Origin of the sequence: Anabaena sp. FACHB-595 (assembly GCF_048568275.1) — a bacterium.
Classification (GTDB): Bacteria; Cyanobacteriota; Cyanobacteriia; order Cyanobacteriales; family Nostocaceae; genus Trichormus.
On sequence record NZ_CP183473.1, the window covers coordinates 5,000,632 to 5,027,612 of the forward strand.

Here is a 26,981-nt window from a genome sequence, read left to right on the forward strand (position 1 = left end):
CCTTCTTGAAGATGAGGAAATGAAAATGGTACAAACTCCAGAAAAACCTACTACCAAAATCCCTCCATCTCAGCATGAATTTGCTGATATAATTTATCGCCTAGAAGCAGGCGGTTCGATGTTGCCAGATACGCCCGAAAACCTAATGCAAATCATCGGCATATATAAGGCTTATGCTGTACCGATGGATTTTTACTGGCGTGACCTACTTTATATTGCTGAACAGGTATTTTTAAATCCATTTCCCTTTTTTAAATACTTCATTTCCCAAGAATATTTAGATTTACATAATCATTATGCTGGTGATGATGCTGATTTAAGAATTTGGCGTGGTGTCGCTACAGCCCATCCAGAACTTTTGGCATTTATGGAGAAGGGTGAAACCTTCAAAATGCCAAAACTATTGCATCATTTGTTGCACGATCGCATTAACATGGAATTTGCTGAAGCTTGTATGCAGGCTATGCTTTGGCACCGTAAGATGTATGCGCCAGTTAATCAATTTGATGCTTATTTAGACTCAGAAGAATATAAAGCTAACGCTGATAGAGCAATTAAAGCTTATTTTCAAGGCAACCCAGTCATGTTGGGGCTTTATAAGCTGTTCCCTGATATGTTCTTGGAACAGTGCCGCCAGATGTCCTACTACTCTAACCTGGGTTTATTCTGGGAAGTCATGGCCCCGGTGTTCTTTGAAATGTCGGATATCTACGATGAAGGTGGCTTCAAGGGTGTCCCAGATGCGATGAACTTTTTGGTGAATGGCATATTTGCGATCGCAGGCCGGCCGATTTACCATCATGTATATATCCGTGGTGAATGCTACGAAATCATTCCTAAATCCAAAGGTTTCACCTGGCTATACGAAGCTGCATTACCCTATGTAGAAGCCGTTTTCTATCGCACAGCCCCATTCCGTGGGACTAAATCTTACAACGCCCAAGCTGGTCAAGTACCTGCTGACCAAAAAGACTTCCACTACGGTATTCTCTACGCTGACGTATTTCCTGTAGGAACTGCGGGTATTCCTCCCACATTACTCATGCAAGATATGTTGCACTTCCTACCACAATATCTTGTTGATTACTACAAAAAATATTGTCGTGGGGAAGAAGATATGTTGATTCAGTTAGGAATTACTTTCCAACGTTCAATGTACAACGTTACCTCTGCCGTAATTCAAGCATTAAGAACTGCACTTTTATATCCTTTAGACGATCCTAATCCCAAACACTTGCAAGCCAACCGTGATTTTTTTGAAGCACAGCTAAATCGTTTTACTCGCTCAGAATATGGTATGCGTGACGCTGCTCGTCTGCGGAGTATTCAAGATCAAGATTATCGATAGAATATTAACCCAGCAACTGCAATTTCATCATCCAAATCCCTGGCTTTTCTATTTAGCATTAATTGTTGTAGAGACGTTGTATAAAACGTCTCTACTGTATTTATGGAGTGCAGATCATAACGCTATATCTGCAATTTCGCTTAGATAATATTTTGTCTATTTGAATGCTAAGTTCAGAAAAAAATAAATAGTAGATTTAATTATAATTATGCTGCCAAAATATATATTGTTTTTGATGTTCACACAGCCTTAAACTTATGGTAAGTAAATCATCGTTATTAAGAGAAGACTTGCAATAAAACGGGTGCTTTGGTTGTCTAGTGGTGTAGTCAAAAAATATTGACAATCTATCAGAGGCTAACGGTAACTTTCCTCTATGAAAAATATTAGCAGTATCAGCAAAAATCACTGTCCCAGACTTTCCTGTGCAGGGTTGCCAATAAGATGAAGATACAACCTGCTCCATAATCTCATCCTTTATATAAGTATCATCATATTTCAAAGACTTAGAAATATGTGAAGTCAAAAACTTGGGGATATATTCAAAAGTCCCACCATCTTCCTTTACATCGTTAAGATAAATAATAATTTTGAGCATCTTCCTATCTTCTTTATCCAGATGCCATAATCTAGATTTTTTTTGTACTTGATTATTAATATCTCGGCGAAAATAAGCACCATGATAAGCTACTGATAAACCAAGATAGTTTTCTACAATATTAAGTAATCTCTCCTGGATTCCCCAGAGGAAAATACTAGAATGTTCCCTAATTTGCTCAGAGGTAGCATGAACAGTAAATTCATTTTGACTTCCAGCAATATTTTTCGGTATTTTTGCCCCCAAAAGTTTTGCAGCTTGGAGCATTTCCATCGTAGAGGGAATTGATAATTCTGTTAATGAAGTTATCGCAATCCCTTTTTCTTGAAGATTTTCAACCAACGATAAATCATTTTCCGAAAGATATGGTAGATGATCAATATGTTTAGCGATCGCTGTTTGATAAGCAATATCAGCCGTATTACTGAGTAATGGTATTTGATATATTTTTCTAATTATTTCGTTGCGAACTTTTTTGACAATTTTTATCATAATTGCTCTGATACCATTATTTCAAATAAAATCTATATTGGTTCCCATGTCAGGAATTTAAAGATATAAAAAACTAACTAAAGTTGGAAGCAGATAAATTTATAATTCAGCATTTATGTAAAGTTTATGAATGATTTTCTACTTGTAATATTATTGCTAATACTGACTAATAATATCGTCTTTCATGCCTTCCTATGAGCCATATTGGCATTAATTTCCATAAAATAAAACTTACTTAAATACCAATACAGTTTACTTAAGAAAACGTGAATTCGACGGAACCTAACCCCAACCCCTTCCCTACAAGGGAAGGGGCTGAAAATCTATAAGTGAGTACCAAATAATCAGGGTTTTAAGCCTCTCCCCGCGTCGGGGAGAGGTACCCTGCGGGAAGCAAGCTATGGAGAGGGGTTCTTCCGAATTTATCGAACTCACGTTAAGAAAATAGTTTGTAGTAAGGACTGAAGTCCTCACTACAAACTCTTCCTTGCTTCAAAAAAACCAGATTTTAGACTTAACTAAACCGGATTGACTTAAATACTACAAAACTATTTTTAGTAAAAAATAAAAATCCCTGATGAAAATCTCAGGGATTCTTAGTAATTTTACAAAATGATTGTATTTAGTTAATGCTGGCAACTGGTTTTGTATGTTACACAATCATATTAATTTTCTAGTAAGCACCACTATTTCTATTAAACAGAATGGTAACAGTTTTGAAAATTAGTTTCAAATCATACATCAAGCTCCAGTTTTTCTGATATAGCAAATCTAGGCGGATTACATCTTCAAAACTACGAACTTTAGACCTGCCATTCACTTGCCATTCCCCAGTCATACCGGGTTTAACATCCAAACGTTGCCATTCTGGAACTTCATAGCGTTCTACTTCATCAGGTGTAGGCGGTCTAGTCCCTACTAAACTCATATCTCCTTTCAAGACATTCCAAAATTGGGGGAATTCATCCAGACTAGTACGACGTAAAAATCTGCCAACCTTTGTAATTCTAGGATCATTTTCGTTCTTGAAAAAAGCACCCTGTACCTGGTTTTCGACTTGAGATTTTTTTGCTTCCGCATCCACACACATGGAGCGAAATTTCCAAATTTTGAAGCGTTTACCCATCCAACCACAACGGATTTGTCCAAAGAAAATGGGGCCTGGATCATCGATTTGAATTGCAATCACAATGGGAATACACAAAATCCCCGTAATTACCAAACCCACTAAAGCACCAAAAATATCCAGAAATCGTTTAGTCCATGATGCAACAGAGGGATGAGTGGTAGGTAGTTGCTCTATTTTACGAGTAGAAACTTTCTGGTTATCTAAAGCATTCTCAGCTTCTGTTGGGGATATATTGCTACTGGGTTCAATAGAAAAAACTTTATCTAGTCCGGTGAGGTTTAATACTGCCATGACCTGGGGAGTGACATTCCGCAGGATCATGACAATTCCTTTTTCTTTAGTAGTCTTAAAGTTACTAACTAATGCTCCCAAGCCACTGCTATCCATAAAGGTAGTTTGTTGAAAATCTATAATGATTTCCTTGGGATGAGAGTTTCCTTTGGTTAATTCTTGGCAGGTTTGCTTAAAGCCTACTGCTTCCAGCACGCTTAAGCGGGCAGGAACCTGCACTATTAGGGTTTCATTTAGGGTGGTAACTAGAAAATTTACCTCTGTGGGTTGGCTAGTCATGAAGCTCTGCACTTTGGTTGCCATGTACATTTAATCTGCCACACATTTATTTTGTTCTAGAAAATTACCTAACCTTATGTTAATCAGTAGGAATAATGACTCATAGTTAGTTACTCAGGATCAGATTAGAGATTGACTACAAAGATTCACAATAGAACAAGAAGCTAAAAAACATACTTGTTGTTGCATCGACGTAGCGCGATCGCATATTACACCCATGACTGCTAAAACTACAGCCGAACCTACTGCTCGCCTGGTTGAGGTCTTTTCTGCTATTCAAGGGGAAGGACTGAATGTCGGGACACGTCAAATTTTTATTCGCTTTGCTTTTTGTGACTTGCGCTGTCACTTTTGCGATAGCGCCCACACATGGAATGCACCTGCTAGTTGTAGGATAGAACGATCGCCAGGACTGCGAGATTTTGAAAGTCACCCAAATCCTGTCCCTCTAACCACTCTCATCGAATGGGTTGAAAGGCAAAACTTACCTTGTCTACACGATAGCATTAGCTTAACCGGTGGAGAGCCACTTCTTCATGCTCCTTTTTTACAGGAATTTTTGCCCAAAGTGCGATCGCTCACTGGTTTACCTATATACCTAGAGACAGGCGGACATCGCCCAGAACAATTGGCTACGATTTTACCCTATCTAGACTCTGTGGGTATGGATTTGAAGCTCCCTAGTGTCAGTGGTGAATCTCATTGGCAAGCGCATTCCCAATTCCTTCAACTTTGCCTTACACAATCAGAGACTTTTGTCAAGATAATTATCTCTCATCGCACAAACTTAGCTGAATTGGAACGCGCGGCTTTACTTGTGGCAGATGTCAGTCCTGAAATCCCTGTATTTTTGCAGCCTGTCACGCCTTTGGCCGAATCTGAGCAATTCAGCCCAACACCCGCACTTGCTCCTGCTCCAGCAGATGTTTTGACGTGGCAAGCTTCGATGAAACGGTTTTTAAAATACGTTCGCGTCGTGCCGCAGACTCATAAAATGTTAAATCAGTTATGAGCAGTAAACCAACAAATTTCTGTAAATTTCTCTGATGAAATTAAAAACTTTGTAAGGGCAAGGCCATATAGTGTTTTTTCGTTGTCTACAATACACTCTGCAAGGGGTGAGCAGCTAGATTAGCTTATCTTGTAGCCTTTTACCTTTGTGCCTCTGCGGTTAAATAAATTTCCAACCACAGAGGCACACAAATCGAAATATTTAGGCGGTTATTATCCACTTCATGTATTTTTTCTTAGTCTTCATCAGTGGTTTTAGATTTAGCTTTTGCCTTGTTAGCACTGCGTTTGAGTGCCGATAGTCTGGCTTCATAGCGAGAACGTTGGCGTTTACTGGGAGTAGTGTCAATGAGAGTTTTTAAAGCGCTACCAAGACTTTTGTAGGCATTAGGGAGACTATAACCGAAGCGAGTTGCCAGGGCGATCGCTTTTTCATCCGCATCCAGCACTTCTCTAATTTGTTTTTCCCCGTTATTCTTTTGGTACAGTCGCCAGCCAGAAACACCGCACAGCGCCAAAGCCAACACTAACAATAATCCATCCTGTACCCATAACTCACCTACAGCACCGCCCAAACCAATAGCTAATGCTGCCATTTCCCAACCATCTTTGGGAATTGTGTCATTTTGAATACGGGCGACTTCATGCCAAAATAGCAGATTACGCTGATCCATTGCCAGAGCATCCCATTTAACCAAGTCAATTTGAATTTCTACCTGGTCTTTACCAATTTCTTCGCTACGGATCAGGGGTGGATTGACCTCAGTTGTACCTTCAACCGTGACCCAGCTCTGCAATTCTGGCGGTAGTAGGCCTTTCAACCGCCGTAGTTCACTCATTTCCGCTTTAGCAGAGGAGGTTGCATAGGATGTCATAAAATCCAGCCCTAGAAAATTTCAGTATATTGTGAGGGTATCACTTTGGAGTATAGCTGACTTGGAAGAGTATTGAGTGCTGAGTTCTGGGTAAAAAATTTGAACATCTGGCTTCTATCCTCAGTGCTACTTTCCATTCATCGTGGTGTATGCAGTTAATGATAACTATTTAAGTGATGATGCGTCTCACTCTGTAGGAAAACTACCCCGCTTCTTTCGGGCTTCCATTGCTTTTTCTAGTATTTCTAATAATCCAGGAGCTTCTTCCTGAATACTCAATAATAATCTTTCACCAAGTTCTATATTCCCAGGATCATGACCTGTTTTCATCACTTCTATCAATCGGGGTATAGCTATATTGTCCACAATCTGAATTAATCCGCTCAGACACCGATGAAATTGCCTTTCGGTCAGAATCGAGTCTTCCAAGGGAAACTCAATAATTGCTCTAATTTCACCGTCTGATGGGTCATATTCCCATTGCAGCATTTTCGTTTCCCAAGAAATTGCTAGCATCGTCTGTAAGATAGCTCCCTTATAAGGGTGGTCTTGTACTCCAGCCAGAACTTGGGGCGCAAATACTCGAAAAAATTTTCCTTCTTCGTCTAGTTGGACAACTATTAAAAAATCTTCTAGGTTGTCAGCGTCCACACCTGTGATAATGCGGTCTTCTTCTTCCTCAAGACGGTAGTCCCAACCTAGTTTGTCTAAGTAATTAGCAATTTGTTTGAGGTTAGCTCCCATAAAACCCTCTCGAAAAAATGGTGGAGCATTTGTCACCAGCACTAGTGTAACCTTTTAGGGGCATCTGGATTAATTGACATAATTGCTTCTCTAGTTTTCGTAAGGGTACAGAAAGCCTTAGTAAACTAAATAAGTCTGTTGGTGGATATATCCAGATTTCTCATATTGCAGAAATTTGGCGAGACTTCAGGTACTCAACTTGTAAAATGAGTAGTTTATCTTGTTTCTCGATTAATTTAAAATACTATTTTTTGTTTGATATTCATCAGGTATTGAATACAAATATCTAAAAATAAAATTTAATATATGTCCAAGAAATGACAAGCCCGCATATTATTTTTGTCTTATTACCCATTACTAGTTTCTATGAGCAGTTTCATAAATTAAATAGGATGGTGAGAAGTACCCAAAAGGTTCTATATTACAAACATCAATTTGTTGCCACGACTTTATGGTATTCAGCAACACTTTTCGAGGGTCATTAACTGAGATGTTTATGAATAAATTAGCTGTTATCCTGGGCGCATCATTAATTTTTACTACTACTGCTTGTGGAGGAGATTCAGCGCCAACAACCGATACATCTACTAATTCAGGAAGTACATTAGTAGCAAATCGCTGGAATACGATCAAAAACCGTGGTCAGTTAATTTGCGGTGTCAGTGGCGAAGTTCCAGGATTCAGTTTTGTGGGAACTGACGGCGAGTATAGCGGTATTGATGTAGATGTTTGTCGGGCGATCGCCGCAGCTTTGTTTGACAACCCAGATGCAGTAGAATTTCGTAACCTCAGCGCGAAAGAACGATTTACGGCGCTACAAACTGGGGAAGTAGATATTCTCAGCCGTAACACTACTTGGACACTCAGCCGCGCTACCTCAGTGGGTCTAGAATTTGCACCTGTAGTCTTTTACGACGGTCAAGCAATCATGGTTCGCAAAAATAGCGCCATCAAGTCTCTAGCAGACCTGAAAGACAAAGCCATATGTGTGCAAACAGGTACTACAACTGAGCAGAACTTAGCAGACCAAATGCGGAAGCGCAACATCACCTATAAGCCAGTTGTGTTTGAAGACGTTAACGTTACCTTTGCTACCTACGCTGAAGGACGTTGCGATGCAATTACCGCCGACCGTTCAGCCTTGGTATCCAGACGCACAACCCTACCCACACCTGAGGATAATGTGGTTTTGGATGAAGTTATTTCTTCAGAACCACTTGCACCAGCCGTTGCTAGAGGAGATGCTAAATGGAGTAACACTGTAAATTGGGTAGTTTATGCCTTAATTAAAGGTGAAGAATTAGGAATTAATGCTCAAAATTTAGGTCAATTTACAACTAGTAACGACCCAGATGTGAAACGCTTTTTAGGCACCGAAGGTGATTTAGGTCAAGGACTTGGTTTAACTAACGACTTCGCCGCCAGAATCATCAAACACGTCGGGAACTATGCCGAAGTTTACGATCGCAACCTCGGCCCCAAGACAAAGCTTAATTTAGCACGCGGTCAAAACCAACTGTGGTCAAAAGGCGGGTTATTATACTCTCCACCATTCCGGTAAAAGAGTAAGGAAAAATGACTATTGACTATCTATATACAGAAATTGCACCGCAACGTCTCAATGACCAATGACCAACGAAAAACCTCCTTTTTGGCGTGATAATCGCTTCTGGTATATTGCTGGGCAATTGATTGCTTTATTTTTAGCTGCATTTGTAGTAGCTATCCTTTTAGGTAATCTTAACCGCAATTTGCAACGATTGGGCATTCAATTTGGCTTTGATTTCCTCAAGCAGCAAGCATCTTTTGATATCGGTGAAACCCTGATTGCTTATAAACCAACTGATACTTATAGTTTGGCTTTATGGGTAGGACTAATTAATTCATTACGAATAGCATTTGTCGGCATCATTCTGACAACAATCGTTGGTATACTTGCGGGGATAGCTAGATTATCTGATAACTGGCTAGTGCGGAATATTTCACTAGTTTATGTAGAGATATTTCGTAATACACCATTACTTTTACAATTGTTGTTTTGGTACTTTGCAGTTTTTTTAGGGCTTCCCAGAGCAGATAACAAAATTTCTCTTGGGGGATTTATTGGTCTGAGCCAAAACGGATTAGAACTACCTTGGTTCACCTTTTCACCAGAGTTTTCTGCATTACTGCTGGGGCTAATTTTTTATACTGGAGCTTTTATTGCGGAAATTGTTCGGGGCGGGATTCAGTCAGTATCCAAAGGACAATGGGAAGCAGGGCGATCGCTAGGATTAAACCCAAGCTTAATCATGCGCCTAGTTATTTTCCCTCAAGCCTTGCGAGTCATCATTCCGCCACTCACAAGCCAGTATCTCAATCTCACCAAAAATTCCAGTTTAGCGATCGCCATCGGCTACCCCGATATTTATTTTGTCGCCTCCACCACCTTTAATCAAACGGGAAAAGCAGTAGAAGTCATGTTACTCCTAATGCTTACCTATCTCTCTCTCAGTTTGACTATCTCCCTCATCATGAATGCCTTTAATCGCACCGTACAGATTAAAGAAAGGTAATGGAGACCGGGAGAAAATTACCTTTGACTAATTACCAATGACTAAACTAACTTGGTTACGCAAAAATCTATTTAGTACTTGGTATAACAGCCTATTAACTGTTATCTGCTCGGCGTTATTGTTGTGGCTAGTACAAGGGATTATTGTTTGGGCAACTACCAAAGCACAATGGGCAGTTATTCAAGTAAATTTACGCTTATTTTTAGTGGGCAGATTTCCCCAAACTGAATACTGGCGAGTTTGGATTGTTTTAGCGATCGCTTCTACTTTAGGTGCTGTTACTGCGGGTATTTTCTTTAATCAGCAAAAATTGACATGGCGTAAAGTAGGCTTATTTGCTTTTATTGTCGGCTTGCTACTAATTCTTTTCACCTTAGATTTGTCATCGCGCCTGTGGTTGCTGTTAACTGCGGTTTTATTGATACCTGGTTTTTTACTTGGATCAAGGTTGACAAATTTAGTCGCCCCGTGGCTTTCCTTGATCTGGTTATTGTCCTTCCCCATCATTCTGTGGTTGATTGGTGGCGGCTTCGGTTTGCGTCCCGTATCCAGCAATTTATGGAACGGTTTGCTACTCACCTTATTGATGGCAGCAATTAGTATAGTTCTTTCTTTTCCTATTGGCGTTCTACTCGCCTTGGGACGTACTAGCAATTTGCCGGTAGTACGTTGGTTTTCTATTCTTTACATTGAGATTGTTCGGGGAGTTCCATTAATTGGAATTTTATTTCTCGCGCAAGTTATGTTGCCTTTGTTTTTCGCAGCCGATGTCCGTTTAGATCGAGTGTTGAGAGCGATCGCTGGCTTGGTACTATTTAGTGCAGCTTACATGGCTGAGAATGTGCGCGGTGGTCTTCAAGCCGTCTCCCGTGGACAAGTTGAAGCCGCAAAAGCACTAGGGTTAAATACATTTTTCGTAGTATTGTTAATTGTCTTGCCCCAAGCCTTACGCGCAGTTATTCCCGCTCTTGTCGGACAATTTATTGGTTTATTTAAAGACACTTCTCTACTATCGCTTGTAGGCTTAGTAGAACTTACAGGTATAGCCCGTTCGATTTTGGCACAACCTCAGTTTATTGGTCGTTATGCAGAAGTATATTTATTTATTGGCTTGATTTATTGGCTATTTTGTTACTCAATGTCCCTTGCTTCCCGGCGGTTAGAGAGACAACTAAATAATTAAGTGAACTTAAGGTTAATGTATATGGCAGAACCAACATCAATAATTATTGCTGAAGATGTTCACAAATGGTATGGCAAATTCCATGTCCTCCAAGGTGTTAGTTTAACAGTGAATCGTGGAGAAGTTGTGGTTTTAATGGGGCCTTCTGGCTCAGGAAAATCCACATTTATCCGGACATTTAATGCTTTAGAAGCATACCAGCAAGGCAGAATTACCATTGATGGCATCACTCTCAGCCACGACTTGCGAAATATTGACGCAATCCGACGAGAAGTAGGGATGGTATTTCAGCAATTTAATTTATTTCCCCATTTAACAGTTTTGCAAAACATCACCTTGGCACCCATTTGGGTACGGCGATCAAAAAAAGCCCAAGCCGAAGAATCAGCCATGCAACTCTTAGAGAGAGTAGGCATTCTAGAACAAGCAAATAAATATCCAGGACAACTATCTGGAGGTCAACAACAACGAGTAGCGATCGCCCGCGCATTAGCTATGCAACCAAAAATTATGCTATTCGATGAACCCACTTCTGCCTTAGATCCAGAAATGGTCAGGGAAGTGCTAGACGTGATGCGCTCTCTAGCCCGCGATGGTATGACAATGGTAGTGGTTACCCATGAAGTCGGGTTTGCCCGTGAAGTCGCCGACCGAGTAGTGTTAATGGATGGCGGTCACCTAGTCGAATCAGCTAGCCCTGACAATTTCTTCACCAAACCCCAAGAAGAGCGCACCCGCAAATTTTTATCACAGATTCTCTAGTGCAAACAATTACCTCGATGCAAAAATTGCATATCTGGAAATCTTACTCTGGTGTATGTGCGTGATAAACTGCCGTAACTTGGAGATAACAGAGTATGATATCTACTCTTCCTAATTGCCCAAAAGGGTTAAATATAAACTCTTTCCAGTGGGAGATGCCACATTTTAAAAATGTTATGTCAGTATTTAAAATAGTATCTCAGGAACGGCAAATTTACTAAATCTTTAAAATTAGTTGCTTAGTTTCAACGATGCACAACCAGTTTAAATAAGGAAAAATTTTTAACCCTCAGCCGACAGGGAGACTAAGCGAAAATCGCTATCTGGTTTTTTCGGGTGTAAGTACTGTTCAATTACATCCACAAAACGGAATGCCCTCAGCAATTTACCATAATTTCGGGTATTATTTGCATATAAGTTGTAGTTGATACAGTAATATTTACATTGATAACAATAAGGTTTATGTATATAGTAAATAAATTATACATAGTGCTTATTTAAGAAAAAGCACAAAATCAATCACATCTTACTGACGAAAGCAATAACAATTTTTACCGAATCTTCAAAGAAAAACCAGTGACATAGAAATACTATAAAAGGGAAAATTAAGTATTAGATGCTTTCAAACATAAGCAATCTAGACCTTGCTTTAGTTATCCAAACCAGCCAGGGGACTTCTGACTAATTTGTTATGCGGATTTTAATTTACTCATATAACTACTATCCAGAACCAATTGGTATAGCTCCCCTAATGACAGAATTAGCAGAGGGACTGGCCAAGAGAGGACATGAAGTGCGTGTGGTCACTGCTATGCCTAACTACCCTGAACGCAGAATTTACGAGGCTTACCGGGGTAAATGGTATCTGACAGAATATAAGAATGGTGTCAAAATCCAACGTAGTTACGTGTGGATTCGTCCCCAACCGAAATTATTAGACCGAGTATTGCTAGATGCTAGTTTCGTAGTCACGAGTTTTTTCCCTGCTCTGTTCGGGTGGCGGCCTGATGTGATTTTGTCAACTTCACCATCACTACCCGTGTGCATACCAGCATCTTTACTAGGATGGTTGCGTGCTTGTCCTGTGGTCTTGAATTTACAAGATATATTACCAGAAGCAGCCATTCATGTTGGTTTACTGAAAAACAAATGGCTAATTAAGGTATTCTCCCTATTAGAAAAATTTGCCTATCGTCATGCTACTAAAATTAGCGTTATTGCTGATGGCTTTGTAGAAAATCTCCTCTCCAAAGGTATATCGCCTGACAAAATAGAGCAAATACCCAACTGGGTTGATGTGAATTTTATTCGTCCCTTACCAAAAGACAGTAATAATTTTCGGAATAGTCATAATCTGCACAACAAATTTGTTGTCCTCTACTCTGGCAATATTGCTCTCACCCAAGGTTTAGAAACGGTCATTCAAGCTGCCGCGAAGTTGCGCGATTTCGCCGAAATTTCCTTTGTAATTGCAGGTGAGGCTAAGGGTTTAGAAAGACTGCAAAAGTATTGTACAAACTGCGGTGCTGATAACGTCTTGTTACTACCTTTTCAACCACGAGAACATTTACCAGAAATGTTGGCGGCGGCGGATGTTGGGTTAGTGGTGCAGAAAAAAAATGTGATTTCTTTTAATATGCCATCAAAGATTCAAGTCTTATTGGCTAGTGGCAGGGCATTGATAGCGTCTGTACCTGATAAAGGCACCGCAGCCAAGGCAATTAAACAGAGTGGTGGCGGTATTGTGGTTCCCCCAGAAGACCCTCAAGCTTTAGCAACGGCAATTTTAGACTTATACAAACATCCCGAAAAGGCTAAAACTTTGGGCTATAACAGTCGGAAGTATGCTGTGGAACAATATGCTTTTGAGCAAGCATTAAATCAATATGAAAATTTATTTTACTCAGTGACAACAGAAGGCCAAACAATCCCATCCAAAGTAGTTTCCAAGCAGGAAGTATGAATCTCAAGCGTCAGACACTCTAGTCATAAAAATTAGTCGTAATTTTTGGGGTTGAGGATATTTTTATCTCCTTAGCCCTATTTTGTTGTCTTAATTTTTTGCCCTCCTACTATCGAACTTAAATTTTGCCGTCTTTAGTGAGAAAGATATTCAACATATCAGACAAATAAAGCTTTAGGAAGAAGAGCTTAAATTGCTTATGCTCTATACTCAATATTAGGCAAACAGCTTAAACCAAGAGACAATGATATCTCTAAACCTTCTTGTGGATAATGTACATAAGTCAAGATACAAGAAAAAAGTTACATGACTAGTACGTAGAAAATCAGCAAGTTTGTATCAAATGCAGCAACTGTCGGAGTTATCGCTACAGAAAAATAACCTGCAACAGTATTTTAGTGACATGATAATACGTCAGCTAATTTCTCAACCTTTCTCATAGATACCTGTTTTTTTGTTAGTATTCAAAAAAACCAATAGATAGATTTACTGCTCAATTGTTGTTTGTAAGTAATTCTCAAAAACCGTAACAAAAGGGATAAAGCACCTGAGGTTTAATGTCTGATTATTTCCAAGGAAATTTACCATTACAATCCGTCTCGGTAGCCAAGAGCGCTATTAGGAGTCCACAGGCTGAAACTGAGTCTAGTGGAGAATTAGCTCTAACCATTGCCGAAGCAGCATCAGACCGCAAAGCTGGCGATATTCTAGTGCTGAGAGTAGCAGATGTCTCTTACTTAGCAGATTACTTTGTGATGTTGACTGGCTATTCTAAGGTGCAAGTGAGAGCGATCGCCGATGCAATTCAACATGAAGTAGAAACCAAGTGGCAACGACGGCCACTGCGGACAGAAGGCAAAGTGGAAGGCAGTTGGGTACTGCAAGACTATGGCGACATCATCGTGCATATCATGATGCCAAAGGAACGGGAGTTTTATAATTTAGAAGCATTCTGGGTTCATGCAGAACGCATCCCCCTACCAAAATCTGATGAGGATGAAGGTAACCCAACATGATGAAGTCGTCGCTGGCAAATTGTCCGGTTCCCGTAGACCAACAACCACTGAATGAGTACGAAGAGTTAAAAACTTCCTGGCTGTTTCGTGATTGCGCCTTAAATTGGCGGGAGTATGCCACAAAATTAATTTGGATTTGGAGTTTATCTTGGCTGGTGGCTGGGCCAGTAGCCGCAGCTAGCTTTCCCCCAAATAAACAACTGACCCATTTTCTGTTATGTGGGGCAGCTGGAGCCAGCGTCGGAGTAGTCCTAAGTTTGGTAAGGCTATACCTGGGCTGGCTGTATGTGCGCGATCGCCTCTATAGTATGACTGTCTTCTACGAAGAATCAGGCTGGTACGATGGCCAAACTTGGATCAAGCCCCAAGAAGTTCTCACCCGCGATCGCTTGATTGTCACCTACGAAATCAAACCCATTCTCCAACGGTTACAATTTACTTTCACTGGCTTGGCGGGACTCTTTCTTATTGGTACTATAGTTTGGCATTTGTTTTAAATCGTCATGAGTCAGTAGTCAGTAAGCAACTGACGACTTACAACTGGCAACTTACAAAAAAAAGAGATAAATATTAACCCATGACAATGGGAAAGCGCACTCAAGCCCCAGCACTGGAAGTCCGGTTGCTGCGTGAAGGTATTATCGAATCGAAGCATATAGTCCAAGCTGTTGTTTGCGATGAACGAGGACGAGTGCTTAGTGTTGCCGGTAACTCGGAAACAGCTACATTTGTCCGTTCAGCACTCAAACCATTTCAGGCACTTGCAGTCACTACTACAGGGACACTGGAACGCTACGATTTGAGCGATCGCGACTTAGCAATTATTACCAGTTCCCACAAGGGTACAATCGAGCAAGTAAGGCAGGCATTTAATATCCTGTGGCGTGCTGATCTTGACCCTTCCGTACTCCAGTGTCCAATTCCTCAAGGCAAACGTAGCCCTCTTGAATATAATTGCTCTGGTAAGCACGCAGGAATGTTGGCTATTTGTCAACAACGCCATTGGCCTTTAAATAACTACATGGATCGCAAACACCCAGTACAGCAGTTAGTTCTGGCTAAGGTTGCAGAGTTATTGCGAATGCCAGCCGCAGAATTTATTAGCGCCCACGATGATTGTGGTGTACCTACTTATCTACTGCAATTAGGTCAAATTTCTTCTTTATATGCGCTTCTAGCTGCTAGTAACAACCTAGATATGGAACGCATTGTCCGAGCCATGACTCATCACCCGTCAATGGTAGCAGGAGAGAGGGAATTTGATACGGAACTAATGCGCTTAACTCCTGGGGAATTAGTAAGTAAGTCTGGTGCAGAAGGCGTACAGTGCATTGGCAGACTTGGTGAAGGGATGGGATTGACGATTAAGGTCATGGACGGCGCTAAACGGGCAAAATATGCAGTTGCTATTCACCTCCTCCAGCAGATGGGTTGGATTACTCCTAGCGTTGCTGAAAGCTTGGCAGAAAAATTTATGAACCCAGGCAAATACACGCGTTTAGAGGTTGTTGGAGAATTATCGCTTTTATAGTTGCCAAACTTTTGAGTTTGGGTTATACTTGAAAAGTCAAGAAAAACGACGCGGGATAGAGCAGCCTGGTAGCTCGTCGGGCTCATAACCCGAAGGTCAGTGGTTCAAATCCACTTCCCGCCACCAACTCATAAACAACAAAACCTCACATTCTTTGAAGATTGTGGGGTTTTGTTTTATTTTGATCTATTCTTGAGTTGGGATCTTCCAAAAAGCGCGGAGAATCATGGTTGTGAAGTTGCAACGACCAATTTTAGTAGGAGGATTAGGATTATCCTTTTCCTTGTGGATGCTACAAAGTTGGCATCATTCAATAATGCAGTTGGGTGAACTGAGTTTATTGAGTGTCTTAGCGGTTGGTGGTGGCTTGTGGTTGTTCAAGCACAAACTACCAAAAGATAGTTCAGAACAGCTAAATGGTATGCTCTTTGACAGAGCTACGGCAGAAAGTGCGATCGCTAAAACTGAAGCCGTAATCCATCAATTAGCCCAAGAAGCCGAAAACCATCAAGCTTTAGGCACATTACGGAATCAACTCGCCCAATTGTCGGTAGAGTTAGACAGACAGGAAATTCGGCTAGCTGTAACTGGTGGACAAGGGGTTGGTAAAAGCACGTTAATTCAAGTGCTGGAGTCTCATTACACACCAGAAAAGCAGCAAACAATCCGTTTCCAAGAAACAGCGCCACTGCTTAAGGAATTGAGTACTCTTGCAGATACTAATATTCTGGCAGAAGCGGCAAAATCGGATGCTGTCCTATTCTTGACTAACGGTGATTTAACAGATTCAGAATTCCAAGCATTACAGCAGATAAAGGCGCTGAATCAACCAAAAATCCTGGTTTTCAACAAACAAGACCAGTACTTACCAGATGAACGTACTAGTGTTTTGCTGTCATTACAACAGCGAGTCCAAGATCATGTAGTTGCTGTTTCCGCTTCTCCTCTACCTATCAAAGTGCGGAAACATGAAGCTGATGGTGTTGTGCAAGAGTGGATGGAACAACCAGCGCCTGATATTCAACAGTTAACCCTGGAATTAAGCGAACTTTTGGCACAACAAAGTCAACAATGGGTGTGGACAACCACGGCAAGACAGGCGTTCTTACTGAAATCTGAGGCGAAAAACTACCTGAATGGGGTAAGATGCGATCGCGCTAACCCAATTATTGAACAATATCAGTGGATAGCTGCGGCTGCTGCCTTTGCTAACCCAGTCCCAGCATTAGATATTTTGGCAACTGCGGCAATTAATGCTCAAATGGTCATGGATTTGGGTAATATCTATCAGCAGAAGTTTTCCCTGGAACAGGCCCAAACCGTAGCGGGAACAATGGGAAGTTTGATGCTGAAATTGGGTTTGGTGGAACTTTCTACTAAAGCCATTGGTACTGTTCTCAAAAGTAACGCTGTTACCTTTGTGGCTGGTGGTTTAGTTCAAGGTGTCAGTGCAGCTTATCTCACCAGAGTAGCGGCTTTAAGTCTAGTAACGTATTTTGAACAACAAGAAATCGCTTTAGATTCTGGAAGTAATTTGAACGTAGACAAGTTACGCCAAACCTTACAAAATGTCTTCCAACAAAATCAGCAGGTGGCTTTTCTGCAAGGTTTTGTCAAGCAAGGTGTGAAGTGTTTGTTACCAGAAGTACAGCAGATTGAAGTTGCAGGTTAATTTCGCTCATTCTCCGCTAGGGGTTCTCTCAGAGTAGACACAAGGACGCTAAGAGGAATCTTGCGTCTTTGTGCTGTTAAGTAATATCAAGTTCTGATAATTGCTTATAAGAAGATACTCAATCGCCTAATGTTATTAAATTATTCAATTCATAAATGAGTGTTAAACCGCAAGTATTCTCATTTTTTGCTGGTTCAGGATTTCTGGATTTAGGGTTTGAAACAAGTGGATTTAATATTGTCTACGTGAATGAAATTTTCTCCCCCTTTATGGCAGCATATCGCTATTTGAGGGAGATATTAAATTTACCCTTATCAGAATATGGATATTATCAAGGGGACACGGCAGATGTTTCTAAGTTGGTAGAAGGTTTCCCCGGAAAATATCTGTTAGATTGGGTTCAAGAATGTCGTAAATCTAATAATATTGTTGGCTTTATTGGCGGGCCTCCCTGTCCTGATTTTTCTATTGGGGGCAAAAATAGGGGTTGTTTAGGTGAAAATGGTAAGCTTTCTTCAGCTTATATAGAATTAATTTGTCAAAATTTACCAGATTTCTTTTTATTTGAAAATGTCAAAGGTTTATGGCGGACTAAAAAACATCGTCAGTTTTTTGAAGCCTTAAAAAGAAAATTAGTGGATTCAGGTTATCTATTAACCGAAAGGGTAATCAATGCTATTGAATATGGTGTACCACAAGATAGAGAAAGAATAATTTTATTGGGTTTTAGTAAAAGTTTTATTCATGATTTTTGGAACATAAATAGTGCTAATGAAAAACTGCTTGACTTTGTTTTCCCTTGGGAAAATAAAGTTTTATATCCTAAAGAAAAAGTGTTTGCTTATCCGTGGATTCAGGTTGAACCATTTAGAGAAAATTCTCTAATTCCTTGCCCTAATGGGATTCCTCAAGAATTAACGGTTGAATATTGGTTTAGAAAAAATAATGTAATAAACCATCCTAATTCTCAACATTATTTTCAACCAAGGGCAGGTATTCTCAAATTTGCCAGTGTTGCAGAAGGAGATGATTCTAAGAAATCTTTTAAACGTCTACATAGATGGCGTTACTCTCCTACAGCTTGTTATGGCAATAATGAAGTGCATTTACACCCTTACAAAATACGGCGAATTTCTGTAGCAGAAGCTTTGGCTATACAGTCTTTACCTGCCAAGTTTGCTTTACCAGAAAATATGTCACTAACTAATATGTTTAAAACTATTGGTAATGGTGTGCCATATTTAGCATCCAAAGCGTTGGCTGAGTCTATTCTTGATTTCCTAAATACTGGTATCAAAAAGCAACTACAATAATGCTGAAACTCCAATTATTGCCAAGTTAAATAAAATACTTATGTGGCTTTATAAACACACAATGATTTGGTAAACAAAACTCAAAAACACCTGCTTTTCCAGCTAGACTCGTAATAGATGTGCTTTAATTTATGTAAAGGGTATTAATTTTTTATAAAGCTTTATCATCAATCACTAACAAAAGGCAACAATGGCAGCAGGCTATCCGAACATTGATATTGCGCCATTTATCGATCACGCCCTGTTAACGCCAACGGCTACTCCAGAGCAGGTTGACCAATGGTGTGAACAAGCAGACAGATATAATTTTGCGTCGGTTTGTTTGTATCCTACTTACGTAAAGCAAGCAGCAGAATTTCTCCACGGCAAAAAACCTAAGGTTTGTACGGTAATTGGTTTTCCTACTGGGGCTACGACTCGCTCAGTCAAATTGTATGAGGCACTGGAAGCAGTGGAAAATGGAGCCACAGAGCTAGATGTAGTAATCAATTTGGGCTGCTTGAAATCTGGTAATACGGAAGCAGTACACCGGGAAATTGCCGAAATTTGCGAAGAGACTGGGCAAGTAGTTAAAGTAATTTTGGAAACAAACTTACTAACGGATGCGGAAAAAAAAATCGCAGCCGATATAGCAATGGATGCAGGAGCCACATTCTTAAAAACCAACACAGGTTGGAATGGCGGTGCTACAGTGGCAGACGTGAAGCTTTTAAAAGACATCACACGAGAAAGAGTGGGTATAAAAGCATCTGGTGGAATTCGCACCCTCAATCAAGCCTTAGACTTAATATTAGCGGGTGCGACTAGACTAGGTACGTCTCGTGGTATAGATTTAATCCACCAGCGAGATAACCCGGAAAAAGTTGAATAGTCATTCGTTTTTGTCCTAAGTCATTTGTCCTTTGTCTTCACTAACGACCAATGACTAATGACCAATGACTAATGACTAATGACTAATGACCAATGACTAATGAATAAAACTTATAAAGCAACTGGCATTAATCTGAAAGCCCAAGCAATGGGAGAATCAGACAGAATAGTGACAATTTTGACACAGGAATTCGGTTTGATTCGCGCGATCGCTCCAGGGTCAAGAAAACATAACTCCAGCCTTGGTGGTAGGAGTGCGATGTTTGTAGTCAATGAACTACTGATTGCCAAAGGGCGATCGCTAGATAAAATTACTCAAGCTCAAACCATCAAAACTTATCCAGGTCTGGCAAAAGATTTGGGTAAATTAGCTGCTAGTCAATATCTAGCAGAAATAGTTCTTTGTCAAGCCTTAAGTGAACAACCACAAGAGGAACTATACGAATTACTAAATGAACATCTCCATCGCTTGGAAGAATTACCCAAAGGAGAGTCGTTTGGTGTTCTCGCTTACTTAGCTCATGCAGTTTTTCACCTTTTAGCGTTGGCTGGACTTACCCCACAAGTACAAATTTGTTGTCTAACTCAACGCTCGTTAACACCTGATTTTGCAGATCCCAACTGGCGGGTAGGTTTTAGCATTGCGTCTGGGGGGATAGTTTGCTTAGAAGCTTGGGAAGGCTTGCGAAAAGAAGCGAGAAAAGAATCAAAAGAAAAGTCACTTCCTCATCCGGTAACTCCTGCTTACCAAACAGTTGTACATCGGCAAGAAATACCAGTAATTTCTGCTCGGTTAAATTCTGTAGAACTTGGGATGCTCCAACAGCTCTCACAACCAGAGATAATGCAAATTAACACTACCAGTGATGCCAGCTGGTTATCTGTGGAGCAGATTTTGCGTCAGTATGCTCAGTATCATTTAGGTCGCCCTATTCGCTCCGCCACTTTGATTGACTCTTATTTTGCTGCCAACCATGATGCAACCGTCTGATTTGGATAGAAAAATTCTGCCATTGTCGCCAAGCCACGCCAAAAGACAGAATAGGGCATCAGATCCTACAGCACAGGCTCACTTAAGTGCTGTTCCCTATCCTGTAACCAATCACAAAGATAGCCAGGAATCATCTGACCAAGATGTTCCTACCAATGAGAAAAGTGGTATTTCGCAAAATCCCCAAGCCGATTTACCCAATGAAACAGATAAACAATCCTCAGAGCCATTAAATATTTTGGAGTTTAATGGTAACGGGCAGAGTGTACCATTAGTTACTACTCCAGCAGCAACACCAACAGATGACTCTGGTTCTGGTGGGGAAGCCGACTCTGGAGATAATGAACATAAAGGGTTTTTAGCTGTATTCAAAAACCCCAATTTCTTAGCGCTGTGGGGTGGACAAGTCTTCTGTCAACTGGCAGATAAGGTGTATTTGGTCTTGATGATTGCCTTAATTAATACTCAGTTCCAGGCAAGTAATCAAAGTATTAGTGGTTGGGTATCAGCATTGATGATGGCTTTTACCATACCAGCAGTGTTGTTTGGTTCTGTGGCTGGCGTATTTGTAGATAGGTGGTCGAAAAAGGCTGTATTAGTAGCGACAAATGCTTGGCGCGGTATTTTGGTTTTAGCTATTCCTTTGTTGTTGTGGTTAACTCATGATTGGCAACCCATAGGAGTTTTACCTGTAGGTTTTCTCATCATTTTGGGTGTGACGTTTTTGGTGTCCACATTGACACAGTTTTTTGCTCCAGCAGAACAAGCCGCAATTCCCTTGGTGGTGAAAGAACAGGACTTACTTTCGGCTAATTCACTATACACAACCACAATGATGGCTTCAGTGATAGTGGGTTTTGCGGTAGGAGAACCACTACTCGCCTTTGCCGATGGTATTTGGTCGCAACTAGGGGGTAATAATGGGTTTGGCAAAGAACTTTTGGTTGGTGGTAGTTATGCGATCGCCAGTATAATTTTGCTACTGTTGGTAACTCACGAAAAAACCCACGCACCAGAAACAGAATTTCCCCACGTATTTTCAGACTTACGCGATGGTTTACGTTACCTCAAAGAAAATTACCGCGTCCGTAACGCTCTATTGCAATTGATGATTTTATTTTCTGTCTTTGCCGCCTTGACTGTTTTAGCAGTGCGGATGGCAGAAATCATTCCTCATATAAAAGCTTCTCAATTTGGTTTTTTACTAGCGGCTGGTGGCGTTGGTATTGCAGCCGGCGCGACCATTTTGGGTCAGTTTGGTCAACGCTTCTCCTACACTCAACTGAGCCTGTGTGGTTGCTTGGGTATGGCAGCATCTTTAGTTGGTCTTTCTATCTTCACAACACAACTAGGACTGGTGTTAATTTTAGTAACATTGATGGGTGTTTTTGGCTCTTTAATCGGTATACCCATGCAGACAGCTATCCAAACAGAAACTTTGCCCGAAATGCGTGGTAAAGTATTCGGTCTGCAAAATAACGTAATTAATATTGCTCTGTCCCTACCTTTGGCGTTAGCAGGTCTAGCAGAAACCTTTGTGGGATTACAAGCTGTCTTTTTGGCATTAGCGGCGATCGTCTTTTCCGGAGGTATCTTAACTTGGTATAACTCTCGTGATTAATCCGCTAATTCTGGGGTTAATTATAGATTTTGCTTTCATGCTAAACTGAGTGCAGAAAATTTATTAAAACCTTGCTGGGAATCAATTGGAGATGAGCCAAGATAAGTGGTTGTAAATGTAATGTACATCTACAACCAAAAGACAAATTAAGCTTATAGATTATCTGGTTTAGCCAACCTAGAACTTAGCTTTTGAACTGGTTAAAAGTGAAGATATATACTTAGTAGTCATCATCAACTGCTTAAACCGATAAATATATGGAAAAGGCACTTAGAAACTAGAGTTGAGAGTTTAATCTTTTTACTCAGTACGCGGCTCAAAAACCGCTACCACTAACCGCACTTTTTCAAGATAGCCAGCAAGTACAAAAAGATAAACAACAAAAAACCACAAGAAATAATCAATCACGCTCTTCTGATAGCCGGTAAAGAATGCGTATAGCTTGGATTGGAAAAAAATCACCCTTTTGTGGCAATGTCACTTACAGTAGAGAAGTTACAAACGCCTTGCTAGATAGGGGACATGAAGTCAGTTTTCTCCACTTTGCTCAAGAAGAAACTGAACCTGACAACTGGCCGAAATTCCAAGAAGTGCCTCTACCCTTCATTTATAAGTCTCAGGTTTACACTATTCCAACGTTCAAAGCGACAAAGCTTTTAACTGATTCACTGCGAGAAATCAAGCCAGATATTGTCCATGCGTCTCTGACTTTATCTCCCCTGGACTTTTTTCTACCAGAAATTTGTGACCAACTGAACTTGCCCCTAATTGCCACATTTCACACTCCATTTGCAGGCAAAGGCGCAAAACTGATATCAGGAACACAACTTTTAGCTTATCAACTATACGCGCCTTTTTTGGGCAACTACGATCGCGTCATTGTCTTTTCCCAAATTCAGCGAGAACTATTGGCGAGTATGGGGGTGCGGGAGAAAAATATCGCAGTCATCCCCAATGGTGTGGATACCAGCAAATACTCGCCTGGGTCTTCTCTTGTGAAAAAAGAATTTCAAGCGGAACGATTGTTTGTCTACCAAGGAAGAATCGCCCCAGAGAAAAATGTAGAATCCCTGTTAAGAGCTTGGAAGCAAGCCAACATGGGTGCTGATAGTAAGTTATTAATGGTTGGAGATGGGCCTTTGAGAGCTACTTTAGAACCCTTTTATGGTTCTGAGTATGGCATTATCTGGTTGGGATTTGTCGCTGACGAAGACCGACGCATACAGATTCTCCAGGGTGCAGATGTATTTATTTTACCTTCTCTAGTCGAGGGTTTATCCTTATCGCTGTTAGAGGGTATGGCTTGCGGACTCGCTTGTTTAGCAACCGATGTGGGCGCAGACGGCGAAGTGTTGGAAAAAGGTGCTGGTGTAGTCATGAATACCAAAACTGTGCGATCGCAATTACGCACCCTTTTACCACTATTCCAAGACCATCCAGAGTTAACAACAGTGCTGGGACAAAAAGCTAGAAAGCGCGTTGAAGAACGCTACACACTAGAGAAGAATATTACTCATTTAGAAGAACTTTATCGTGAAGTTTTAGCACAGCAGCCTGTAAAACTCATTTGGGGAGCTTAGAGGTAAAATAGACTAATTTTTAGATTCTTAGTTTTTAACAACTTCAATTATTTAAAAGTTAGAGGTTAGCAAGCTATAATTTGCTACCTCTTTAAATCTACAAAATAGACATTCTGCCTCATTACTTATACATCCCAGACCTTCTTTGCTAATTGAGCTAACATTTCCTGCCGACGCTCTATTGCTGTTGAGTTCCATTCATTAAATGTGCCTAAATCTTTTACTGCACGGTCAATCGCTGTATTTAATCCAACATTAACTGGTTCTACTATTGATTTAGTAATTAAAAATTTTGACTTTTGATAAGCATTTTTCTTAACTTCAAATATTTTATTTTTTATTGAAGTATTGATAGGCTTCTCAATTAATGTAAGATTTCCTAAATATTTAACATACTTGTATATTTGCTCTTGTTTATCAAATGAAGATTTAACTAACTCATAATTTTGAGGTAGTATATGTTCGATTTCAACAGTTTTATTTATATAGTTTTTTAAATTAGTATGAGCTTCTATTTCTCCATAGGCTAATTCATCAATATACTGCGTAAGTTTAGCTAAGATATATTGCAAAACTTTTTTACGTACAGAATCCTCATCAAGCCGGCGAAAAGCGAGTAAAAACTTTTCCGCTAGTTTTTGTTTTTCTACTCCAATTTCCTCAAATATAAACTGATCAAGTAACTGTTGGTTATTTATTTGCCTTAGCTTAGATGCCCATTTTACAAATAAAATTTCAAGTTTACTGGATCTAGCTTGCGTAATGATACATATAAATAAAAAGTTTTCTAGATGTTTACTGAGGCTGGTAAACATTTCTTTAGAAAAGTGCTGAGTAGCTAGAAGTAATACAAAATGCTGGCTAGTTGAAAGATAAGATATATTTAGTAAATAACGGTTTGGCTTACCAAAAATATCTTTTCCTTCTTTAAAATTTGCAAATGCTTTTGCCGTTTTAACTAAAGAATCGACAAAATCAAATGGCTTATCTTGATATTCACATTTATCCCGGTTTTCTTCAAACCATTCATAAATTTTATCTTCTCTTATGCGTTCTGAATCATATTTAGAAACAATAAAATAACGAAGAAATCTTATAGGATTTTCATTAGATTCATATAATATTTTTAGCATCTCCTTCCACTTATTTTTCAGTCTTTCAAAATCTTTGTCCTTTATAATTTTATTTTTAGCAATTTGGATAAACATGAGATTTTTGAGTAGATCCATAGAATCCAGACCAACTCCACGATTATTAATCGTTGCAAAAACTTTGAGTGCGTGTGACATACTCTTGGTTTCTACACGAACTACTCTTACATTTTTAATAAAGCGTGCATAAAATAGCTTAACCTGCTGAATAGTAGTTTCATTACCACCAAATTCATCTTTTAGAAATCTTAATGCAATTTGATAAGCATTTTTAATACGTCGCACAGAACTATTTTCAGGAATATCTAAAAAATTTTGTTGTCTAGCAATTCTTTCTAAAATGTAACGGCTTTCTTCATCATATTGAAGTTCTATTCTTTCCTTAAATTTTTCGCTACCATTTTCCTCCAAAACATATGAAGTAATAAATCCTTTAAGTTGACCAATATTATGTTCATCTGGATTTAGTTCTAGTAAATAATCTCTCACGGCACACACAATTAAATAAGCAGTCGTCATTCTTTGCTGTCCGTCAATTAGTTCATATAATTCTTGAGATTTGCAAACAATAATACTCCCTATAAAACACTCCCAATCAGAGCCGGATTTATTATCTAGAAATGGTTCATAAACATCTTCAAGAAGTTCTCTAACCTGCTTTTCCTCCCAAACGTATTCACGCTGGTATTCTTTAACTACATAGAAGTCTTGAAATAATTCTTCTAAAGTATAATCACGCGATTCAATTGCTGCCATTACACTTTATCCTCCTGTATTTATATTTAAAATAATCTGTAATAATTGCTGTTTTATGCGAAGCATTTATATAAAATATACAATGTTTGATTCTGATTTAGTGAAAGAATAATTATTAGATTCCCAATCTTAATTACTCAATCTGAAATAACTACCAACCCAAACTAGTTGGCTGTTCATAAACCCGCTTTAAAGTATTGACATCTCTGGCAGAAATTGGCGGTGGGTTGCGGACTTGGGAAAAATATAAAGCATCGCTTGGTAGGGAACTATGCCCCCAAATTCCCAGGGCGTGACCGATTTCGTGGCGGGCGGCTGCCAGAAGATACTCACCTGTTTGGGTAGGATTTAATAGGATAGTAAAGCGGTGTGATAAGACATTATTCTTTGTGTATAATTCGTAGCGGGTGAGAGCAGAACGCGCACGGGGGATTTTATCTTTACCTATTTGTAAAGGTGGGGTTTTGCGCTCAATCGTAATATCGGCAACTTCAGCTTGTTCTACAATTACCAAAGGCAAATAATTAGCCCATTCCTGCACAGTTGTGAAAACACTATCAACCCATATTTGCGCCTGTTGTGCGTTAATTAGTTGTGGTTGTTTGATATGAACTCGCACGGGAAATTGTGACCACACTAAATAACCGACATCAGTTGTTGCAACTTGAGAAAAGTAATCACCGCTATTGGTGCTGTCTTGCCATTGTGCAAGTGTGGAAGGTAGAGGATGGGCTTTTGGTGGGGAGAAAGAGGGCTTTGTTGTTAAAGCATTACTTAACTGGAGATTAGTGAAAATGATTAGCAGCCCTGCACCTATAAATAAGGCGAGGGCTGCTAGTAAGTGCTTTGATCGAAAATTCTTGAGGGTGTTAGGTTTTGGGTGTTGAATTTTATTCCCCATATACCTATCTCCCTTTAATGTTATTTAGGTAGCCAACCTGCGCTTAAAACTACTGTTAAACCGAGGAAAATGACTGTCAATGCCCAGGTAACACGGTTTAAGGTATTTTCGGCGCTTTTGGTGCTGCTAAATAGCTGTGCTTGTCCGCCGATCGCTCCAATTCCGTCACCTTTGGGGCTATGGAGCAAAACTAATACTATTAGACCAACGGCGGAAAGCGCCCAAATAGCTTGCACAATACTAGTAACTGTCATGGTAGCAATCTCTTTTATAACAAGTTTCAAAAAAGAAGGGTTTGCTAATGAGAGAACAGTTGACGGTTAACTGTTAACAGTTAACTGTTCTCTCA

At 39.9% G+C, this 26,981-nt stretch carries 23 protein-coding genes and 1 tRNA gene; 17 read left to right on the forward strand and 7 right to left on the reverse strand.

The window, feature by feature from the left end; translation table 11 throughout:
* The first annotated feature begins 25 nt into the window (after positions 1–25).
* Positions 26–1,348 carry a CO2 hydration protein gene (locus ACN222_RS20810; RefSeq protein ID WP_044522105.1) on the forward strand — a complete coding sequence of 441 codons (1,323 nt, stop codon included), beginning with the start codon at positions 26–28 and terminating at the stop codon, positions 1,346–1,348.
* Positions 1,349–1,544: 196 nt separating this feature from the next.
* On the opposite strand, the gene ACN222_RS20815 is transcribed toward ACN222_RS20810, so the two are convergent.
* Together ACN222_RS20815 and ACN222_RS20820 are read right to left on the reverse strand one after the other, a co-directional pair.
* Positions 1,545–2,438, reverse strand: coding sequence for a hypothetical protein (locus ACN222_RS20815; protein ID WP_010998298.1), 894 nt, complete (start codon positions 2,436–2,438; stop codon positions 1,545–1,547).
* 673 nt (positions 2,439–3,111) lie between these two features.
* Positions 3,112–4,161 (reverse strand): anti-sigma factor antagonist, encoded by a 1,050-nt coding sequence (locus ACN222_RS20820; RefSeq protein ID WP_044522107.1) that lies wholly within the window; start codon positions 4,159–4,161, stop codon positions 3,112–3,114.
* A gap of 193 nt (positions 4,162–4,354) precedes the next feature.
* Here ACN222_RS20820 and ACN222_RS20825 point away from each other — a divergent pair, with 193 nt between their 5' ends.
* On the forward strand, positions 4,355–5,149 hold the full coding sequence (locus tag ACN222_RS20825; protein WP_010998300.1) for a 7-carboxy-7-deazaguanine synthase QueE: 795 nt from the start codon (positions 4,355–4,357) through the stop codon (positions 5,147–5,149).
* Positions 5,150–5,384: 235 nt separating this feature from the next.
* On the opposite strand, the gene ACN222_RS20830 is transcribed toward ACN222_RS20825, so the two are convergent.
* Both ACN222_RS20830 and ACN222_RS20835 read right to left on the reverse strand, forming a co-directional pair.
* On the reverse strand, positions 5,385–6,023 hold the full coding sequence (locus ACN222_RS20830; RefSeq protein ID WP_010998301.1) for a DUF3318 domain-containing protein: 639 nt from the start codon (positions 6,021–6,023) through the stop codon (positions 5,385–5,387).
* A gap of 186 nt (positions 6,024–6,209) precedes the next feature.
* Complete coding sequence (locus ACN222_RS20835; RefSeq protein WP_044522112.1) at positions 6,210–6,767, reverse strand: hypothetical protein; 558 nt, start codon at positions 6,765–6,767, stop codon at positions 6,210–6,212.
* A gap of 496 nt (positions 6,768–7,263) precedes the next feature.
* Here ACN222_RS20835 and ACN222_RS20840 point away from each other — a divergent pair, with 496 nt between their 5' ends.
* The 15 genes from ACN222_RS20840 to ACN222_RS20910 all read left to right on the forward strand — a co-directional run bounded on the left by ACN222_RS20840 (position 7,264) and on the right by ACN222_RS20910 (position 23,824).
* On the forward strand, positions 7,264–8,328 hold the full coding sequence (locus ACN222_RS20840; protein WP_044522113.1) for an amino acid ABC transporter substrate-binding protein: 1,065 nt from the start codon (positions 7,264–7,266) through the stop codon (positions 8,326–8,328).
* 67 nt (positions 8,329–8,395) lie between these two features.
* On the forward strand, positions 8,396–9,322 hold the full coding sequence (locus ACN222_RS20845) for an amino acid ABC transporter permease (protein WP_010998304.1): 927 nt from the start codon (positions 8,396–8,398) through the stop codon (positions 9,320–9,322).
* Between the two features lie 37 nt (positions 9,323–9,359).
* The gene (locus ACN222_RS20850) at positions 9,360–10,505 is read left to right on the forward strand and encodes an amino acid ABC transporter permease (RefSeq protein ID WP_096637187.1); all 1,146 of its coding nucleotides are present in this window, start codon (positions 9,360–9,362) and stop codon (positions 10,503–10,505) included.
* Positions 10,506–10,526: 21 nt separating this feature from the next.
* Positions 10,527–11,267 (forward strand): amino acid ABC transporter ATP-binding protein, encoded by a 741-nt coding sequence (locus tag ACN222_RS20855; RefSeq protein WP_044523240.1) that lies wholly within the window; start codon positions 10,527–10,529, stop codon positions 11,265–11,267.
* Positions 11,268–11,958: 691 nt separating this feature from the next.
* A complete protein-coding gene (locus ACN222_RS20860) occupies positions 11,959–13,230 on the forward strand; it encodes a glycosyltransferase family 4 protein (RefSeq protein ID WP_010998307.1) in 1,272 nt (423 codons plus the stop codon).
* A 557-nt stretch (positions 13,231–13,787) separates the two neighbouring features.
* Entirely contained in the window at positions 13,788–14,246 is a 459-nt protein-coding gene (rsfS, locus tag ACN222_RS20865) for a ribosome silencing factor (RefSeq protein ID WP_010998308.1), read from the forward strand.
* On the forward strand, positions 14,243–14,743 hold the full coding sequence (locus ACN222_RS20870) for a CGLD27 family protein (protein WP_010998309.1): 501 nt from the start codon (positions 14,243–14,245) through the stop codon (positions 14,741–14,743). Before rsfS ends, ACN222_RS20870 begins: the two co-directional genes overlap by 4 nt.
* Positions 14,744–14,823: 80 nt before the next feature.
* Positions 14,824–15,777: an asparaginase gene (locus tag ACN222_RS20875; RefSeq protein ID WP_010998310.1), complete on the forward strand. Its 954-nt coding sequence runs from the start codon at positions 14,824–14,826 to the stop codon at positions 15,775–15,777.
* A 49-nt stretch (positions 15,778–15,826) separates the two neighbouring features.
* Positions 15,827–15,903 (forward strand) — tRNA-Met (locus ACN222_RS20880).
* A gap of 100 nt (positions 15,904–16,003) precedes the next feature.
* The gene (locus ACN222_RS20885) at positions 16,004–17,449 is read left to right on the forward strand and encodes a DUF697 domain-containing protein (RefSeq protein WP_010998311.1); all 1,446 of its coding nucleotides are present in this window, start codon (positions 16,004–16,006) and stop codon (positions 17,447–17,449) included.
* Between the two features lie 155 nt (positions 17,450–17,604).
* On the forward strand, positions 17,605–18,762 hold the full coding sequence (locus ACN222_RS20890; RefSeq protein ID WP_010998312.1) for a DNA cytosine methyltransferase: 1,158 nt from the start codon (positions 17,605–17,607) through the stop codon (positions 18,760–18,762).
* A gap of 190 nt (positions 18,763–18,952) precedes the next feature.
* Entirely contained in the window at positions 18,953–19,633 is a 681-nt protein-coding gene (gene deoC / locus ACN222_RS20895) for a deoxyribose-phosphate aldolase (protein ID WP_010998313.1), read from the forward strand.
* Positions 19,634–19,732: 99 nt separating this feature from the next.
* Positions 19,733–20,623 (forward strand): DNA repair protein RecO, encoded by an 891-nt coding sequence (recO, locus tag ACN222_RS20900; RefSeq protein ID WP_010998314.1) that lies wholly within the window; start codon positions 19,733–19,735, stop codon positions 20,621–20,623.
* The gene (locus ACN222_RS20905; protein WP_044522116.1) at positions 20,610–22,244 is read left to right on the forward strand and encodes an MFS transporter; all 1,635 of its coding nucleotides are present in this window, start codon (positions 20,610–20,612) and stop codon (positions 22,242–22,244) included. Before recO ends, ACN222_RS20905 begins: the two co-directional genes overlap by 14 nt.
* A gap of 431 nt (positions 22,245–22,675) precedes the next feature.
* Positions 22,676–23,824 carry a glycosyltransferase family 4 protein gene (locus ACN222_RS20910; protein WP_010998317.1) on the forward strand — a complete coding sequence of 383 codons (1,149 nt, stop codon included), beginning with the start codon at positions 22,676–22,678 and terminating at the stop codon, positions 23,822–23,824.
* Positions 23,825–23,949: 125 nt separating this feature from the next.
* Here ACN222_RS20910 and ACN222_RS20915 read toward each other — a convergent pair whose 3' ends face one another.
* The 3 genes from ACN222_RS20915 to secG form a co-directional block, all read right to left on the reverse strand.
* Positions 23,950–25,731, reverse strand: a complete 1,782-nt coding sequence (locus ACN222_RS20915) for a DUF262 domain-containing protein (protein ID WP_010998318.1) — start codon at positions 25,729–25,731, stop codon at positions 23,950–23,952.
* A gap of 151 nt (positions 25,732–25,882) precedes the next feature.
* Complete coding sequence (locus tag ACN222_RS20920; protein WP_010998319.1) at positions 25,883–26,632, reverse strand: peptidase; 750 nt, start codon at positions 26,630–26,632, stop codon at positions 25,883–25,885.
* A 20-nt stretch (positions 26,633–26,652) separates the two neighbouring features.
* Positions 26,653–26,886, reverse strand: a complete 234-nt coding sequence (gene secG / locus ACN222_RS20925; RefSeq protein WP_010998320.1) for a preprotein translocase subunit SecG — start codon at positions 26,884–26,886, stop codon at positions 26,653–26,655.
* Positions 26,887–26,981: the final 95 nt, after the last annotated feature.